This window comes from Sphingomonas psychrolutea, from assembly GCF_014636175.1.
Classification (GTDB): Bacteria; Pseudomonadota; Alphaproteobacteria; order Sphingomonadales; family Sphingomonadaceae; genus Sphingomonas; species Sphingomonas psychrolutea.
Map to the genome: position 1 here is coordinate 22,274 of NZ_BMDW01000026.1, position 16,365 is coordinate 38,638.

The following is a 16,365-nucleotide window of genomic DNA, read 5'->3' on the forward strand; positions in this document are numbered from 1 at the left end:
TCAGGCAGTCGTCTGGTCTTCGATCCGCCCCAGGCTTTCGTTACGCCCGAGCAAGTCGAGCACATCGAAGATTCCGGGTGAGGTCTTGCGCCCGGTCAACGCGGCGCGCAGCGGTTGCGCGACGTGACCAAGCTTGACCCCGGCATCCTCAGCGACCGAGCGGACCGCAGCTTCGAGCGCCTCCGTATCCCAGCCGTCAAGCGCGTCAAGCGCCGCGTGGAGCTTTGCGAGCAACGCCGGTGCTTCCCCGGCCAGCAGCGGTGCCGCATCGGGCGCGATGTCGAGCGGGCGCGTGGCGAACAGGAAGTCGGTGCCGCGCGTCAATTCGTTCAGATTGGCGGCGCGGGGTTTGAGCGAGGCCATCGCGCGGCCGAGAACGGCGCTTTGGGCGTCGGTCGGTTCGAACGAGAGGCGAGCGGTGACCAGTTCGGCGAGGCGCGCGTCGTCGGCGTCGCGGATGTAGATGCCGTTGAGGTTTTCGAGCTTCTTCAAATCGAACCGTGACGGGGATTTGCCGACGCCGTCGAGGTCGAACCATTCGATCGCTTGTTCGCGGCTGATGACTTCGTCATCGCCGTGGCCCCAGCCGAGCCGGAGCAAATAATTCTCGAGCGCTTCGGGCAGGATCCCGAGTTCGTCACGGTAAAATTCGACACCGACCGCGCCGTGGCGCTTCGACAGTTTCGCACCGTCCGAGCCGTGGATCAGCGGAATGTGCGCATAGATCGGGTCGGGCCAGCCGCCCTCAATGGCGTGCATCGCGCGGATTATGGGCAACTGACGGAAGGCGTTGTTGAGGTGATCATCGCCGCGGATGACGTGGCTGACGCCCATGTCGTGATCGTCGACCACCACCGCGAGCATATAGGTCGGCGTGCCGTCCGAACGGAGCAGGACGAGATCGTCGAGTTCGGCATTCTGCACGGTAACGCTGCCCTGAACGCGGTCCTCGATCGTTGTCGCGCCGTCGAGCGGGGCCTTCAAGCGCACGACGAACGGCTTGTCGCCGTCTTCCGCTGAATCCCGGTCGCGCCACGGGCTGCGGATGCGCAGCGGCTTCTTGGCGGCCTGCGCTTCGGCGCGCATCGCGTCGAGTTCTTGCGCGGTGAGGAAGCAGCGATACGCATGGCCGTGCGCGACCATTGTGTGCGCCACCTCGGCGTGACGGGCCATGCGCGAGAATTGATAGACTTCCGGTTCGTCCCAATCGAGCCCGAGCCAGCGCATCGAGGTGAGGATCGCGTCGATCGCCGGCTGAGTCGAGCGTGCGCGATCGGTATCCTCGATCCGTAGCAGGAATTTGCCGCCGTTGTGGCGGGCATAGAGCCAATTGAACAAAGCGGTGCGTGCGCCGCCGATGTGCAGAAACCCGGTCGGCGAGGGCGCAAACCGGGTGACGACCTGTGTGGTGGTGGCGCCGGCGGCGGGGGCCGCGGCGGGATCAGATATTGCGCTCAATCGCGCATGCTCCCAGACTATACGTGAATGGCCGGATCAGCCTCAAGCGCCCCTAGCACGCGCCTTGCCGCGCTTCAAATCGGCGGTGACAGTTTGCGCGGCGTGGGCGCGAACCTTGAGCGCTGGCTGGAGGCGGAGCGCGATCAGCTCGCCTTGTGGTTGCCGGTGGCGCTGGGCGGCGGGATCGCCCTTTGGTTCGTGCTGCCTGATGTGCGCGCGTGGCAGGCGGCGGGGCTGGCGGCGCTTGCGGTGGCGCTGGGCGGGCTGGCGGCGGGGCGATCCGGACGCGCGGCGCGGGTGGTTGCGGTTGGCGCGTTGGCGGTCGCGCTCGGGCTCGCATTGATCTGGTGGCGGGCGGAGCATGGTGCCCAAGGCGTGTTGACGCGGCCGACGATCGCGACGTTCACCGCGCGGGTCGAGCGAATCGAGCCGCTGCCGGCGCGCGATCTGGTGCGGTTGCGGTTGGCGCCTTTGCAAGTGCTGGGGGTACCAGAGACGCGCGGCCCCGCGCGGCCCTTGCCGATTTTGCCGCCGCGCATTCGGGTCAATCTGGCGACGCTCGATGTCCCGGTTGGGTTGGTCCCGGGGGCGACGCTGCGGCTGTCGGCGCGCCTGATGCCGCCGCCCGAACCGGCGGTGCCCGGTGCCTATGATTATGCGCGGACGGCGTGGTTCGACGGGATGGGCGCGACCGGGCGCGGATTCGCCCCGGTCAGCGTGGTGGCGGGCGGTAGGTCGCATGACGCTGGCCTCCGCGTGCGCTTGTCGCAGCATATCCAGGCGAGTGCAGGTGGCGGCGGTGCGGGCGGGATCGCGGCGGCGCTGGCGACGGGCGATCAGGGCGGGATACCGGCCGAGGACAATGAGGCGATGCGGCGCTCGGGCCTGGCGCATTTGCTGTCGGTGAGTGGGCTGCACATTACCGCGGCGGTCGCGGCGGTGATGCTGCTGGTGACGCGGATGCTCGCGCTCAGCCCGTGGGTGGCGTTGCGTTGGCGGATCCCGCTGATTGCGGCGGGGGCGGGGGCGCTGGCGGCGATCGGCTATACCTTGCTGACGGGATCGGAGGTGCCAACGATCCGGTCGTGCGTCGCGGCGTTGTTCGTGCTGGTGGCGCTGGTGCTGGGGCGCGAGGCGTTGACGTTGCGGCTGGTCGCGGCGGGGGCGGTGATCGTGTTGCTGCTGTATCCTGAGGCACTGGCCGGGCCGAGCTTTCAGCTGTCGTTCGCGGCGGTCGCGTCGATCATCGCGCTCAATGAGCATCCCGCCGTGCGCCGTTGGTTCGCGCCGCGCGAGCAATCGCGGCTGGCAGCGGTGGCGCGCGGGACGGCGGGGTTGCTGCTGACGGGCATCATCGTCGAGCTGGCACTGATCCCGATCTCTTTGTTCCATTTCCATAAAGCGGGCGTGTACGGCGCGGTCGCCAATATCGTCGCGATTCCGCTGACGACGTTCGTGACGATGCCGCTCGAGGCGCTGGCGCTGGTGTTCGATACCGTCGGGGCGGGGGCGCCGTTCTGGTGGCTGACGGCACGCTCGCTCGATTTGCTGCTGTGGATCGCGCGGACGACGGCGGCGATTCCCGGGTCGGTCGCGCCGCTTCCCGGGATGCCGGGCGGGGCCCATGCGCTGATGGTGGCGGGCGGGCTGTGGATCGCGTTGTGGCGCACGCAGTAGCGGCGGCTGGGCGTGATCCCGCTCGTGGCAGGGGCAGTTTGGGCGCTGGCGACCCCCGCGCCCGATTTGCTGGTGACGGGCGACGGGCGGCATCTGGCACTTCGTACCGCGAGTGGCGATCTGGCGCTGCTGCGCGACCGCATTGGCGATTACACCGCTGACATGCTGGCGGAAAATGGCGGGATCGATGGCCTGCCGATCTTGCTGTCGGACCTTCCCGACGCGCGCTGTAGCCGCGACCTGTGCCTTATGACGCGTCGCACAGATGGGCGCGACTGGCGGGTGCTGGCGACGCGGAGCGCGTATCTAGTGCCGGTTGCCGAGCTTGTTGCCGCGTGCCGCCGCGCCGATATCGTGGTTAGCGAACGGCGTTTGCCGCGTGGTTGCACGCCGCGCTGGTTGCGGCTCGACCGGCCGATGCTGGTGCGCACCGGCGGCGTGGCGGTCACGTTCGGACGGGGCTCGGTAAGGACGGTTCGCCACGCCGACGACGCGCATCCGTGGATCGCCGCCCCGCTCGCGCTTGAACGCCGCCGTTCCGATCGTCGGAGGCTGGCATATCGTCCGAGACCGCGCGAGATGGGCCAATGAGCGCGCCGATTGATTCGCCGGGAAACCCGCTGGAGCGCGCGCCGACCGTGGCGGTGCGCGACGCAATCCTGTCGGCCGACGATCTCGCCGAACTGCTCGCCTTCGCAGTGGCACACGAAACAGCGTTCAAGCCGACCGGGGTTGGTGATGCCGGGGCGAGCGCGCCCGGACTCAACGCGGAACATCGCGTTTCGCGCGCGCTGCCGCCACGGCAGTTCACGCCGTCGCGCGACCGGATCGCAGCGATCGTCGCGCCGCTGCTTCCGGGGATCCTCAGCGAACTCGGGATGAAGGCGTTCGATATCGCACGCTATGAAATCGAACTCGTTCGCCACAATGATGGCGATTATTACCGGCGTCACATCGACACCCATATGGGCCCGTCCGACGAAGCGCGGCGCGCGGTCAGCCTGGTCTATTATTTCCATGCCGAACCCAAGGCGTTCACGGGCGGTGCGCTGCGACTCTATGCGGTCAACCGCAATGACGTCTTCGTCGATATCGAACCCGAACGGAACCGGCTGGTCGCCTTCGCCTCCTGGATACCGCACGAAGTGCTGCCGATTTCTTGCCGATCGGCGCGCTTCATCGATTCACGCTTTGCGATCAATTGCTGGGTCCGGATGACGCCGCCCACCCTGCCAAAAGATCAGTCGTAGCGGCGCAGGATCCCGGCGAGCTTGCCCTGTACCCGCACTTGCGCGGGGGCATAGCGTTGCGGATCGTACGCGCGGTTGGCGGGATCGAGCCGGATCATCGCGCCTTCGCGGCGGAAGAATTTGAGCGTCGCTTCGCTTTCCTCGATCAACGCCACGACGATTTCGCCGTCGCGCGCCACTTCCTGGCGCTTGATCAGCGCATAATCGCCATCAAGAATGCCCGCCTCGACCATCGAGTCACCGGAAACCTCAAGCGCATAATGCTCGCCACTGCCGAGCAAGGCGGCCGGAACCGCGAGCATCGATGCGCCCTCGAAGGCTTCGATCGGAACGCCCGCCGCGATGCGGCCGTGCAACGGGATCTCAATCACGTCGTTGGCGGGTTCGGGAAGAGGACGCACGGTGCTCGCGGCTGCGATTGCGGCGGTCGCCTTCGCCGATGGCTTGTTCCCGCGTTCGGGCATCTTGAGCACTTCGAGCGCGCGCGCGCGGTTGGGCAAGCGGCGGATGAACTGGCGTTCCTCGAGCGCGCTGATCAGGCGGTGGACCCCCGATTTGGATTTCAGGTCGAGCGCTTCCTTCATTTCCTCGAACGACGGGGAGACGCCGGTCTCGTCGAGCCGGTCGTTGATGAAGCAAATCAACTCATGCTGCTTGCGGGTAAGCATCGCCCAGGCCCTTTCATTGGAACAGACAACGAACCTATACGGAACGAAAAAACGCGCGTCAAGCGCAACGCTTAGCCGAGCAGCAGGACTTCCACCGAGTCGCCGAGCGCGGCGGGGGGCGCATGCGGCGCGCGGACGATCAGACAGTCGGCAAGGGCGAGCGTCCGCACCATCGAAGAATCCTGGCGATCGGCCGGGGCGACGCGGCCATCGTGCGTTGCGGCACGCAAATAGTCTTGTCGGTGGTCGTTCGCGGGCAGCGCTGCGCCGAGGATTGCGTGGCGTGGCGACGGCAGCGGGTCTGCGGCGCCGGCTAAATGCGCGACCAGCGGGCGGAGGAAGATCGTCGCGGTCACGAAGGCCGAAACCGGATTGCCGGGGAGGCCGAGCACGACGGTGTCGCGCAACCGGCCCGCGAGCATCGGCTTGCCGGGCCGCAGCGCGATCCGCCAGAAATCAAGTGTGCCGCCCGCCGCCTGAAGTGCCGGGCGGATCAAGTCATGGTCACCGACCGAGGCACCGCCAGTGGTGACCAGAATGTCGGCATCGACCTGCGCGAAGGCCGCGACGATCGCGTCGAGCCGGTCGGGCAGGATGCCGAGATTGATCACCTCGACCGGCAGATCGGCGAGCAAGGCGGCGAGCATCACGCCGTTTGATTCGGGCAACGCATCTTTGGTCAGCGCAGCGCCGGGCGCGACGAGTTCGTCGCCGCTCGCCATGACCGCGATGCGGAGTCGCCGCCGCACCGCCAGCGTGCCGTGCCCGGCGATGGCGGCAAGCGCGATCCGCGCCGGTGTGAGCCGCTCCCCCGTGGCGACGAGCGTTTCGCCAGCGCCGAAATCGAGGCCTTTGCGGCGTACGTTGCCGCCGCGCACTGGGCCTTCACCCGACAGGCGAACGGTATCGCCGTCGCGCACGGCTTCTTCCTGCACGAGCACGCTGTCAGCGCCGCTGGGCATCGCGGCACCGGTGAAGATGCGGATCGCCTGCCCAGCCGCAAGCGGTAGCGCGAAGCTGCGGCCCGCGGCGCTTTCGCCGATCACGGTGAGCGGGCCCGCAAGATCGTCGAAGCGGACCGCATACCCGTCCATCGCCGAGAGGTCGGTGGTCGGTTGCGTGCGCAATGCCACCACGTCGGCTGCCGACCAGCGGCCAGCGGCCTGGCGCAACGGCACGACCTCGATTGGGACAGGGGCGCCGAGGGCGAACAAGTGGGTTTGCGCTTCGGCGACCGACAGGAGAGATGGAGGCATGCAGTCGCTCTATCGTGTTCGCAGGTGGTGCGTCGAGGGGCGAAGGCGGATTGAGACCTCGCCGGTCGTGCAGTACGGTTCGCCTCGCGGGACGACCCAAAAGCCACAGCCTGTGATAATTTGCCCGCAAATTCATACTGTCATGATAACGCCTCAAACCCGGACTAGCGCGCGGTGATCGGCGGCATTTCACCCAGATGACGGTCGCCAGACAGGATGCAGTGCAGGGGTCGGGAGGGCTCTGCGCGCGTTTTTTTACAGTCGTAGATCATTCAAAAAAGTGGGGAACCCTCATGTCCAAGTCGCTTGTCGCCAAGTCCGCACTCCTGTTCGGCACTGCCTTTTCCGCGCTTTGGGCCACCGTCGCCAGCGCACAGGACGCGCCCGCCGCCGCGCCGGCCGCCGCAGTGGCACAAAGGGCCGACAGCGATAATCTGGGCGACATTGTCGTCACGGCCGAGCGTCGCAGCGAAAATCTCCAGAAGGTCCCGCTTTCGGTCGGCGTGCTGCAGGGCGATGATCTGCGCACCTACACCACCGGCGGCAGCGATACGCTGCTCGAACTCGCCAACCGCGTCCCCGGCCTCTACGTCGAATCGACCACCGGCCGCATCTTCCCGCGCTTCTATATTCGCGGGCTCGGCAACGTCGATTTCTACCTCGGCGCGTCGCAGCCGGTGTCGATCATCCAGGACGATGTCGTGCTCGAGCATGTCGTGCTCAAATCGAACCCGGTGTTCGACGTCCGCCAGATCGAAGTGCTGCGCGGTCCGCAAGGCACGCTGTTCGGCCGCAACACGACCGCGGGCATCATCAAGTTCGACACCAACCGCCCGACCAATGAGTTCGAAGGCCGCGCCACCGCATCGTACGGCAGCTACAACACGATCAGCCTCGACGCCGGCATCGGCGGGCCGCTTGTCAAGGACGTGCTGTCGTTCCGCGTTTCGGCGCTCTACCAGCATCGCGACAATTGGATCGACAACACCTTCAACGGCGTCAGCGATGACGGCACCGTCGGCGGCAAGAACGTGCTCGGCCGCTTCGACGAAAAGGACGTGCGCATCCAGTTGATGCTGACGCCGCCGGGAACCGGCTTCACCGGTATCCTGTCGGCGCATGCGCGCGACTATAGCGGGACGGCGACGCTGTTCCATCGCGGCGCGATCAAGCTCGGGTCAAACGACGTGAGCGCGGAGCCGCGCGACAGCGTGGGGAATGACGAGGCGCTCAACAGCCCGCAGGCGTACAAGACCTATGGCGCGTCGTTCAACGCGAAGAACGATTTCGGCGGCGTCACGCTGACCTCGATTACGGCGTACGAGACGACCTCGGGGTCGAGCCGTGGCGATACCGACGGTGGCGTCGCGACCAACTTCGCGGGTGGTCGTTTCTATGGCCAGAGCCGGGGCCGTGTGGTCGATCTCGACCAGCTGAGCGAGGAAGTCCGGCTGGCGAACAATGGCAATAGTCGCTTCAAATGGCAGATCGGTGGAATCTACTTCGATTCGCGCGACACGACCGAGTTCGCGCAGCGTGGTTTCTTCCTGCTCGACAATTCGTTCGGCACCACGCCCAACCCGAACAATTTCGTCGTCCTGCGCAACATCAATACGTCGTATGCGGGCTTCGGTCAGGCCAGCTACGAAATCCTGCCCAAACTGACGCTGACCGGCGGCGTGCGCGTTACCTATGATGAGCGGACCACGCGTCTGATCACCCCACCGCGCAATGCTGCTGGCGTGGTGACCTTCCCGGCGACCGCCGCGACCTATGTCCGGCTTGCCGATACCCAGCCGAGCTGGGAGGGCAGTTTGCGCTATGAGGTCAACCCGGACGTCAACGTGTTCGCGCGCGTTTCGCACGGTTTCCGCGGGCCGACGATCCAGGGCCGCAACGCGGTGTTCAGCTCCGCCTTCGTGACCGCGACGTCGGAGACGATCACGTCGTACGAGGCGGGCTTCAAGTCGAACCTGTTCGGGAACACGCTGCGCTTCAATGCGACGGGGTTCTACTACAAGGTCAAGAACATCCAGCTGAACGGCAATGATTCGAACAATAACGGCCTGTTGTTCAACGCCAATCAGGCGCAGGCGTGGGGCGGCGAGGCGGAGCTGACGTGGCGTCCGATCCGCGACCTGACGCTCGGCCTCGGTGGCAGCGTGCTGCACACCGAGGTGAATGACACGCGGGTCTATACGCCGGTGTGCAAGCTGAACGGTGTGGTGACCTGCACCGTGCTCAACCCGACGATCAATGTGGGCACCGCGACGCTTGCGCAGATCAACGGCAACGCACTGCCCAACGCGCCGAAATATCAGTTCGACGGCAATGCCCGCTACGATCTGCCGCTCGGCAATGGCGGGAAGCTGTTTCTGGCGGGCGACGTGACGTTGCAGGGTTACACCAGCTTCGTACCGTACAAGACGATCGAATATACCTCCGACGGCACGTTCGAAGCGGGCCTGAAGGCGGGCTATTCCGGGCCGGACAATGCGTATGAGCTGGCCGTTTATGTGCGCAACGTGACCAATGAGAAGAACCTCAAGGGCGTGCTCGACAATTACAACGCCGCCGTGTTCAACGACCCGCGCATCATCGGCGTGTCGCTGAGCGGTAAGTTCTGATTGTAACGGGATCGGGCCGCTCTGTAGTGGCAGGGCGGCCCTTCCTCTGTTCTCCACCCCGGCGTCGGCCGGGGAAGCGTAATTTTATTGGAAGCGGCAGCGCAGCTTACCGCGCCCAATCCCCCGACTTGCCGCCAGATTTTGTCAGTAGGCACACGCCGCCGATGATCATGCCTTTGTCGATCGCCTTGCCCATGTCATAAATTGTCAGCAGCGTGACTGAGACGGCGGTGAGCGCTTCCATTTCCACCCCGGTTTTGCCAGCGGTCGCGGCGGTCGCGGTGGCGGTGACGCCGGTTTCGTCGACCACCAGATCGATTGCCACACGCGTCAGCGGGAGCGGGTGGCAGAGCGGGATCAGCTCGGCGGTGCGCTTGGCCGCAATGATCCCGGCAACGCGCGCAACGGCGAGAACGTCGCCTTTCAGCGCGGTGCCGTCGCGAATCGCGCGCGCGGCGTCTTTGCTCATCGCGATTCGCCCGGTGGCGACGGCTTCGCGGCGCGTGTCGGGCTTTGCACCGACATCGACCATGTGCGCGGCGCCGGTGGCATCGAGATGGGTCAATTCCCCCTCCCTCTCGCGAGTTTCAGGTGAACGATGCCCCGCATCGTTCAGGTCAGGCTGGGAGCCTGACCGACCTGGAGCTGGGTTAGGGGAGGGGATGTCGGCTGCGTCTGGCATGGATTGCGACATGCCCTCCCCCAGCCCCTCCCGCAAGCGGGAGGGGAGTTAGAAGGTGCCCCTCCCGCAAGCGGGAGGGGAATTACAAGGTGCCTCCCGCAAGCGGGAGGGGAGCGTTAGCCCACCAGCACCCGCGTCGCCGCCTCAATATCGGGCGCGCGCATCAGGGCTTCGCCGATCAGAAAACACTGAATGTCGTGCTCCGCCATCGCGTCGAGATCGGCGCGCGTCATCAACCCGCTTTCGGCGACGAAGGTGCAATCCTTGGGGGCCTTGGACACGAGTTCATAGGTTCGCGCAAAATCGACCGTGAAATCGCGCAAATCGCGGTTGTTGACGCCGATCAGGCGGGACTTGAGCTTCATCGCCCGGTCCATCTCGGCCTGGCTGTGCACCTCGATCAGCACATCCATGCCGCATTCGAGCGCGCTCGCTTCGATCTCGGCGAGCAGCACGTCGTCGAGCGCGGCCATGATCAGCAGGATCGCGTCGGCACCGATGCTGCGCGATTCGGGGACTTGCCACGGATCGACCATGAAATCCTTGCGCAGCACGGGCAGGTCGCAGACGTTGCGGGCTTCCTCCAGATAGGCGTCGGCACCCTGAAACCACGCTTCGTCGGTCAGCACCGACAGGCACGTCGCGCCGCCCGCCTGATAGGCGCGGGCGTGGGCTGCGGGATCGAAATCCTCGCGGATGATGCCCTTGGACGGACTGGCTTTCTTGACCTCGGCGACGAGCGCGTAGCCGGTGATTGCACGCGCATCGAGCGCGGCGCGGAAGCCGCGCGGTGCCGATTGGCGCGCGATGCGAGCATCCAGTTCGCTCAGCGGAACCGTCGCCTTGCGCGCGGCGACTTCGGCGCGCTTGGTTTCGAGGATGCGGTTGAGAATGTCGGTCATGAATAAGCGATCCAGCGATCGAGCAGGGTGGCGGCGGTCTTGCTGTCGATCGCTTCGGCGGCGATCTGCGCGCCATCGACAAGGTCTTGCGTGCGGCCGGCGACGACCAAGGCAGCAGCGGCGTTGAGCAACACCGCGTCGCGATAAGCGCCGGTCTCGCCTTGTAACAGGCGCCTGAGCGCGGCGGCGTTGTGCATCGGGTCGCCGCCACGGATCGCGCTGAGCGGGTGGCGCGGCAGTCCGGCATCTTCGGGCGTTATGCTGGCGGGAAGCGCCACTTGCCCGACGCCGAGCGCCACGCTGGGTCCTGCGCTCGACAGCTCGTCGAGACCCTCTTCGCCCGATACGACCAAAGCCGCTTCGGTGCCAAGCTGTTCGAGTGCGGCGGCATAGGTCGCGGTATAATCGGGGCGTGCGATGCCGATCAGCTGGCGCGTGACGCCGGCCGGATTGGCGAGCGGGCCCATCAAATTGAAGATCGTGCGCCGTCCCAGTTTCTGGCGGATCGGGGTGATGCGTTTCATCGCGGGGTGGTGGTTGGCGGCGAACAGGAAGGCGATGCCGATATCGTGCAGGCTCGCTTCGGCGTTCAGCCCGGCGCGGTGCATGTCGAGGCCGAGCGCCTCGAGCGTGTCGGCGGCACCTGCCTTGGACGAGGCGGCGCGGTTGCCATGCTTGGCGACGGGGACGCCGGTGCTGGCGACGACGATCGAGACGGCGGTCGAGACGTTGAGCGTGTGATGCCCGTCGCCGCCGGTGCCGCACACGTCGATCGCGCCTGTCGGGGCATCGATCGGGATCAAGCGGCTGCGCATCGCGCGCGCGGCCTCGGCGATTTCGATGCTGGTCTCGCCGCGTGTCGTCAGGCCGATCAGGAAGGTGGCGATTTCCTCTTCCGACGTGCGTGCGTCGAGCAGGTCGGCAAAGGCCTGCGCGGCGGTTTCGCGCGACAGCGGCGAGGCGGTGTCGGGGAGGCGGTTCAAATCCCCCTCCCGCTTGCGGGAGGGGTTAGGGGAGGGGATGTCGGGCGCTGGGTTTTTAACAGGCCCTCCCCCAACCCAGTTTCGGTCGAACGATCCCCCGGATCGTTCAGGTCAGCCTGGGGGGCTGACCGGCCCGAAACTCGCAGGCGGGAGGGGAGTTCGATTCCTGCCGCCGCCAGGAAATTGGCGAGCAGCGCATGGCCGTGTTCGGTTGCGATGCTTTCGGGGTGGAACTGGACACCATGGATCGGCAGCGACACATGCCGCACGCCCATCACCGATCCGTCATCGGCGCGCGCGTTGACGATGAGATCGGCGGGCAGATCCTCGACGATCAGCGAATGGTAGCGCGTTGCGGTGAAGGGTGAGGGAAGCCCTGCGAATACGCCCGACCCGTCATGCGTGACCGGCGAGGTCTTGCCGTGCATCAGCCCGCCGCGCACGACCGATCCGCCGAAATGCTGCCCGATCGCCTGATGGCCAAGGCATACGCCTAGCAAAGGTCGCCCCGCTGCGGCACAGGCCGCGACGAGATCGAGCGAAATCCCCGCCTCGCTCGGCGTTTTTGGCCCCGGCGAAATCAGGAACCCTTGGGCATTGCTTGCCAGCGCTTCGGCGGCGGTGAGCGCGTCGTTGCGCACGACCTTCACCTCCGCGCCCAATTCCATCAGATAATGGACCAGGTTCCAGGTGAAGCTGTCGTAATTGTCGATCACGAGTATCATATCGGGCCGCTACCGTGTTTGCGGGGGCACGACAATCTTCGTGATAGGAGCGTCCTGATTCGGGCGTCCTGATCCGGTTCGTTCAGGCTGGATCAAGCTGCGCTGCCGGACGTTGATGCACCTTAAGGAGACTCCCCAATGCTGCGTACCCTGACCGTCGCCGTCCTGCTTGCCGCGATTCCGGGTGCCGGGATCGCCCAGACCCAAACTACGCCCGTTACGACGACCGAATCGCAACAGGCCGAATCGGGCAAGCCGCCGCAGCGAATCCGCTCGATCACGCTGACCGGGAATGAGAAATGCCCGCAATCGTCCAACCCCGATGACGAGATCGTCGTGTGCGCGCGCATTGGTGAGCCATATCGCATTCCCAAGGCCTTGCGTGACGATAAGCCGATTCCGGCGCAGAATCAGAGCTGGGTCAATCGCGCGGCGCTGGCTGACGAAGTCGGGCGGCGCGCGGCGGGTTTGCCCGATACGTGCTCGCCGACGGGCTCTGGTGGCCAGACCGGCTGTGCGCGGTTGCGGGCCGAGCAATATGCGGCAGAACGCGCCGAGGCACGCCGCGTACAGGCGGCAATCCCGTAACGGTTATTGCCCGAACCCGACCGTCGCCGCTCGCGCGATCGCCTCGCGCGCGGCGGCGAGCAGCGCGCCGGCCTTGGCTTCGCATTCGCGCTGTTCGTATTCGGCGACCGAATCGGCGACGATCCCAGCGCCTGCCTGAACGTGCATGACGCCGTCCTTCACAATGGCGGTGCGCAGCACGATGCATGAATCCATCGATCCGTCGGGCGAGAAATAGCCGACGCCCCCAGCGTAGGGCCCGCGCACGGCATCTTCGAGCTCGGCGATGATCTCGCACGCGCGTACTTTTGGCGCGCCACTGACAGTGCCCGCCGGGAATCCGGCAAACAGTGCGTCGAGCGCGTCATGTTCGGGGCTTAGCCGCCCGACGACGTTCGAGACGATGTGCATGACATGGCTGTAGAATTCGGTGGTGTAGCTGGCGGTGACGGTGACGCTGCCCGCTTCGGCGACGCGACCGACATCGTTGCGCCCGAGATCGAGCAGCATGAGATGCTCGGCGCGTTCCTTGGGATCGGCGAGCAGGCTGGTGCGATTCGCTTCATCCTCCGCCGCGGTCTTGCCGCGCGGGCGCGTGCCCGCGATCGGGCGGATCGTGACTTCGCCGTCGCGGACGCGGACGAGGATTTCGGGGCTCGAGCCGGTCAACGCGAAGCCTGGCAAATCCAGATGATAGAGGAAGGGCGAGGGGTTGATGCGGCGGAGCGCGCGGTAGAGCTCGAACGGCGGCAGCGTGAAGGGCGCGGTGAAGCGCTGCGACAGCACGACCTGAAAAATGTCGCCCGCGATGATATAGTCCTTCGCCGCCGCGACCATCGCGGCATAGCGGCCGGGGGCGAGCGTGGGATGGAGCGTAATCTCCTCGGCGGCATCGCCGCGCGCCTGTGCCGGGAGCGGGGCGGTCGCGAGGCGTGCGGCGGTCGCGTCGATCCGGTCGAGGCCGTCGGCGACGATCGTCTCGGGCGAGCGCGTCGCATCGGGCCAGACAGGGGCCACGAGAAACAAAGCATCAGCAAGCCGGTCGAAGATCAGAATGACTGTTGGCCGGACAAACATCATGTCGGGCAGGCCAAGTGCGCTGGTTTCGGGACGCGGCAGGCGTTCGACCAGCCCGATCGTCTCATAGCCGAAATAGCCGACGAGACACGCGAGCGCGCGGGGGAGTTCGGGCGGCACGTCCATCCGGCACGAAGCGACGAGCGCGCGTAACGCGTCGAGCGTTGGTTCAGCGCAGGGCTCGAACGTGGCGCGGTCGGTCAGCCAGTGCGGGTTGATCGCGGCCTGATTGCCCTCGGCGCGGAAGACGAGATCGGGCGCAAGGCCGATCAGGCTGTGGCGCCCGCGCGTTTCCCCGCCCTCGACCGATTCGAGCAGGAAATCGCCGCGCCCCGGCTCGATCAGCTTGAGCGCGGCCGCGACCGGGGTTTCGGTATCGGCGACCTGGCGCTGCCACAGCAAGGCCGGACGACCCGCCGCGAGCGCCGTCAGTGCCGCCGAACGACCGGCGGGATCAGGGCTGATCGGTCGCACTCGCGCCGCCGAGCAGATCGGCCTTGAGCTTGGCAATCGCCGCGGCATTGCGCTTGACGCCTACGGCGCGCTGTACCGCCTTGCCGAACTGCGCGGCATATTCGCGGCCGATCACCTTGCCGATATCCGACCGTGTTCCGGCAATTACCTTGCCGTTGCCACGTGCATCGCCCGGCACGATCGTGTCGAGATGAATGATGAAAAACCCGGCGTTTTCCGGCGCTTCAAGCAGCTTGGTGGTGTTCTGCGCCATCGCGAACAGCAAGGCGAGCGGCGGCGGAACCGCGCGCGGGTTGGCCAGCAATTGCGCGCGCGGACCCGCGATCGGGCGGAGCGGCGGGAGTTTCAGGCCGGTTGCGCCAAGCGCTTGCGCAAGCGGCGTGCCCTTGCTTGCCGCGGCGACCACGGTTGCGGCGACTTGGCGCGCGGCGCGCTGCGACCGCTCGATCGTGAAATCGCGCGCGACGATGTCGCGGATCTGCGCGAGCGGACGCGGGGCGGCGGCGACGATCTTGTCGAGTTGCGCCAGCGCGAAACTGCCGTCGGTGCCGAGCGGGATAGTCTGCGCTTCATCGCCTGCTTGTGCAGCAAAACCCGCCGCGACGATTTGCGCGAGCGCCGGATCGGGCTTGGCGGTCGGTGCATCGGGGTCCACGCCATTGGCCAGCAAGGCGGGGGTGCGTAGCGCGGTCAGCTTGTTCTTGGCAACGAGACCGTCGAAATGATCGCGCGCCAGCGCATCATCGAAGCTTGCGCGGAGCTTGCCGAGCACCGTCCCGGTCTTTTGCGTGAGTAAAGCGGCCTTGAGTTCGGGCGTCGCCTCAGCGAGCGTTTTGGCCGCCTGCGTGCGCTGCTTTTCGATCTTCAGCACGACGAAACCAAGCGGTGCGCGCAAGGGACCGACGACGTCGCCGACCTTGCCGGCAAAGGCAGCATTGGCGATCTCGACCGAGCTTTGCGTCACGTACGCGGCTTTTTGCACGTCGGTCGCGGTGATGGGTTCTAAGCCCGCCGCACGCGCCGCGGCTTCGATCGGCGTTCCGCTGCGCACCTTGGCGGCAAGTGCGGTGGCGGCGGCCTGATCGGCCAGCACGACCTGGACGATCGTGCGCAAATCGGCAGGGGCGTATTTTGCCGACTGCGCCTTATACGCTGCGGCGATTTCGGCCTCGGTCGGCGTGATTTGCGCGGCGACGGTGGCAGGATTGACCAGCGCATAGCGCAGGATCCGCCGCTCGGGCACGCGGTAGCGCGATACGTTTCGCGCGTAATAAATGGTCAGCTCGGCATCGGTCGGGGCGGGGCCGGCGGGGACGGCCTGCGTCGGGATGAAGCCGATCACGCCGCGCCGCTGTTCCAGCAACAGGCTCGAATAGGGCAAAGCGAGCTGTACGGGGACTTGCGTGGCGCCGACCGTGGGGATGATGAGGTGACGCGTGACGATCTGGTCGGTCAGATCGTCGCGGACTTGTGCATCGGTCGATCCGATCTGCTGCAGTGCCGCTTCATATTTCTTCGGGTCGAACTTGCCGTCGATCCCGGCGAGACCCGGCTGGCTGGCAATGATGCCGTCGACCGATTTCTTGCTGATGATCATGCCTTGCTGCTTGGCATAGGCGCGGAAGGCAGCCGAATCGATCATGCGCTCGACCGTCGCCTCGAACCCGCCGCCTGCGACGAAACCGGCCATGTCGAGCTGCGGGTTTTGCTGGCGATATTGATCGACGTCGCGCTGCGCCGCTGCGCGCAACTCGGCGACGGTGATCGTCTTGTTGCCGACGGTGACCGCCACGTCGCCCTGCGCGGCGCTGCTGCCGCTGCCTGACAGGCCGGCCCGGTCGGACAGGACGAAGATCAACCCCATCAACGCGACGAAGCCGAGCGCAATGGCGGCCCCGATCGGATTGGTGATGAAGCGGCGGATGAAACTGATCATGGTCGGATAAAGCCGATCTTTTGAAGGCGGGTTGCGCGCCGCTTTAGGGGGGAGGCGTGGCGGCATCAAGCTTGCGTGCGCGG

11 protein-coding genes and 2 pseudogenes are annotated in these 16,365 nt (G+C 66.2%); 4 read left to right on the forward strand and 9 right to left on the reverse strand.

Annotation, left to right across the window (positions count from 1 at the left end; translation table 11 throughout):
* The gene (gltX, locus tag IEV62_RS16220; RefSeq protein WP_188449338.1) at window positions 1–1,458 is read right to left on the reverse strand and encodes a glutamate--tRNA ligase; all 1,458 of its coding nucleotides are present in this window, start codon (window positions 1,456–1,458) and stop codon (window positions 1–3) included.
* 27 nt (window positions 1,459–1,485) lie between these two features.
* On the opposite strand from gltX, the pseudogene IEV62_RS16225 reads away from it, so the two are divergent.
* Together IEV62_RS16225 and IEV62_RS16230 are read left to right on the forward strand one after the other, a co-directional pair.
* Window positions 1,486–3,726 (forward strand): annotated as a pseudogene (locus IEV62_RS16225) (ComEC/Rec2 family competence protein).
* Entirely contained in the window at window positions 3,723–4,385 is a 663-nt protein-coding gene (locus tag IEV62_RS16230; RefSeq protein ID WP_188449340.1) for a 2OG-Fe(II) oxygenase, read from the forward strand. Before IEV62_RS16225 ends, IEV62_RS16230 begins: the two are co-directional and overlap by 4 nt.
* Here IEV62_RS16230 and lexA read toward each other — a convergent pair.
* The gene (gene lexA, locus IEV62_RS16235) at window positions 4,376–5,053 is read right to left on the reverse strand and encodes a transcriptional repressor LexA (RefSeq protein WP_188449342.1); all 678 of its coding nucleotides are present in this window, start codon (window positions 5,051–5,053) and stop codon (window positions 4,376–4,378) included. The two genes, IEV62_RS16230 and lexA, sit on opposite strands and share 10 nt — an antisense overlap.
* A 71-nt stretch (window positions 5,054–5,124) precedes the next feature.
* Window positions 5,125–6,309 (reverse strand): molybdopterin molybdotransferase MoeA, encoded by a 1,185-nt coding sequence (locus IEV62_RS16240; protein WP_188449344.1) that lies wholly within the window; start codon window positions 6,307–6,309, stop codon window positions 5,125–5,127.
* A 293-nt stretch (window positions 6,310–6,602) separates the two neighbouring features.
* Between IEV62_RS16240 and IEV62_RS16245 the strand changes: the two genes are divergently transcribed.
* The gene (locus tag IEV62_RS16245; RefSeq protein WP_188449346.1) at window positions 6,603–8,936 is read left to right on the forward strand and encodes a TonB-dependent receptor; all 2,334 of its coding nucleotides are present in this window, start codon (window positions 6,603–6,605) and stop codon (window positions 8,934–8,936) included.
* A 106-nt stretch (window positions 8,937–9,042) separates the two neighbouring features.
* Here the strand turns inward: IEV62_RS16245 and moaC are convergent, their stop codons facing one another.
* From moaC to IEV62_RS16265, 4 genes and pseudogenes are all read right to left on the reverse strand, one after another.
* A complete protein-coding gene (moaC, locus tag IEV62_RS16250; protein ID WP_268234246.1) occupies window positions 9,043–9,501 on the reverse strand; it encodes a cyclic pyranopterin monophosphate synthase MoaC in 459 nt (152 codons plus the stop codon).
* Window positions 9,502–9,734: 233 nt separating this feature from the next.
* Window positions 9,735–10,520, reverse strand: a complete 786-nt coding sequence (gene trpC / locus IEV62_RS16255; protein ID WP_188449350.1) for an indole-3-glycerol phosphate synthase TrpC — start codon at window positions 10,518–10,520, stop codon at window positions 9,735–9,737.
* A complete protein-coding gene (trpD, locus tag IEV62_RS16260) occupies window positions 10,517–11,503 on the reverse strand; it encodes an anthranilate phosphoribosyltransferase (protein WP_188449352.1) in 987 nt (328 codons plus the stop codon). The genes trpC and trpD overlap by 4 nt, the downstream gene beginning before the upstream one ends.
* Window positions 11,504–11,649: 146 nt before the next feature.
* Window positions 11,650–12,228, reverse strand: a pseudogene (locus tag IEV62_RS16265) (anthranilate synthase component II); the annotation flags it as partial.
* A gap of 138 nt (window positions 12,229–12,366) precedes the next feature.
* Between IEV62_RS16265 and IEV62_RS16270 the strand changes: the two are divergent.
* The gene (locus IEV62_RS16270; protein ID WP_188449354.1) at window positions 12,367–12,816 is read left to right on the forward strand and encodes a hypothetical protein; all 450 of its coding nucleotides are present in this window, start codon (window positions 12,367–12,369) and stop codon (window positions 12,814–12,816) included.
* A gap of 3 nt (window positions 12,817–12,819) precedes the next feature.
* Here IEV62_RS16270 and trpE read toward each other — a convergent pair whose 3' ends face one another.
* Both trpE and IEV62_RS16280 read right to left on the reverse strand, forming a co-directional pair.
* Complete coding sequence (gene trpE, locus IEV62_RS16275; protein ID WP_188449356.1) at window positions 12,820–14,346, reverse strand: anthranilate synthase component I; 1,527 nt, start codon at window positions 14,344–14,346, stop codon at window positions 12,820–12,822.
* On the reverse strand, window positions 14,327–16,282 hold the full coding sequence (locus tag IEV62_RS16280; RefSeq protein ID WP_188449358.1) for a peptidylprolyl isomerase: 1,956 nt from the start codon (window positions 16,280–16,282) through the stop codon (window positions 14,327–14,329). The genes trpE and IEV62_RS16280 overlap by 20 nt, the downstream gene beginning before the upstream one ends.
* Window positions 16,283–16,365: the final 83 nt, after the last annotated feature.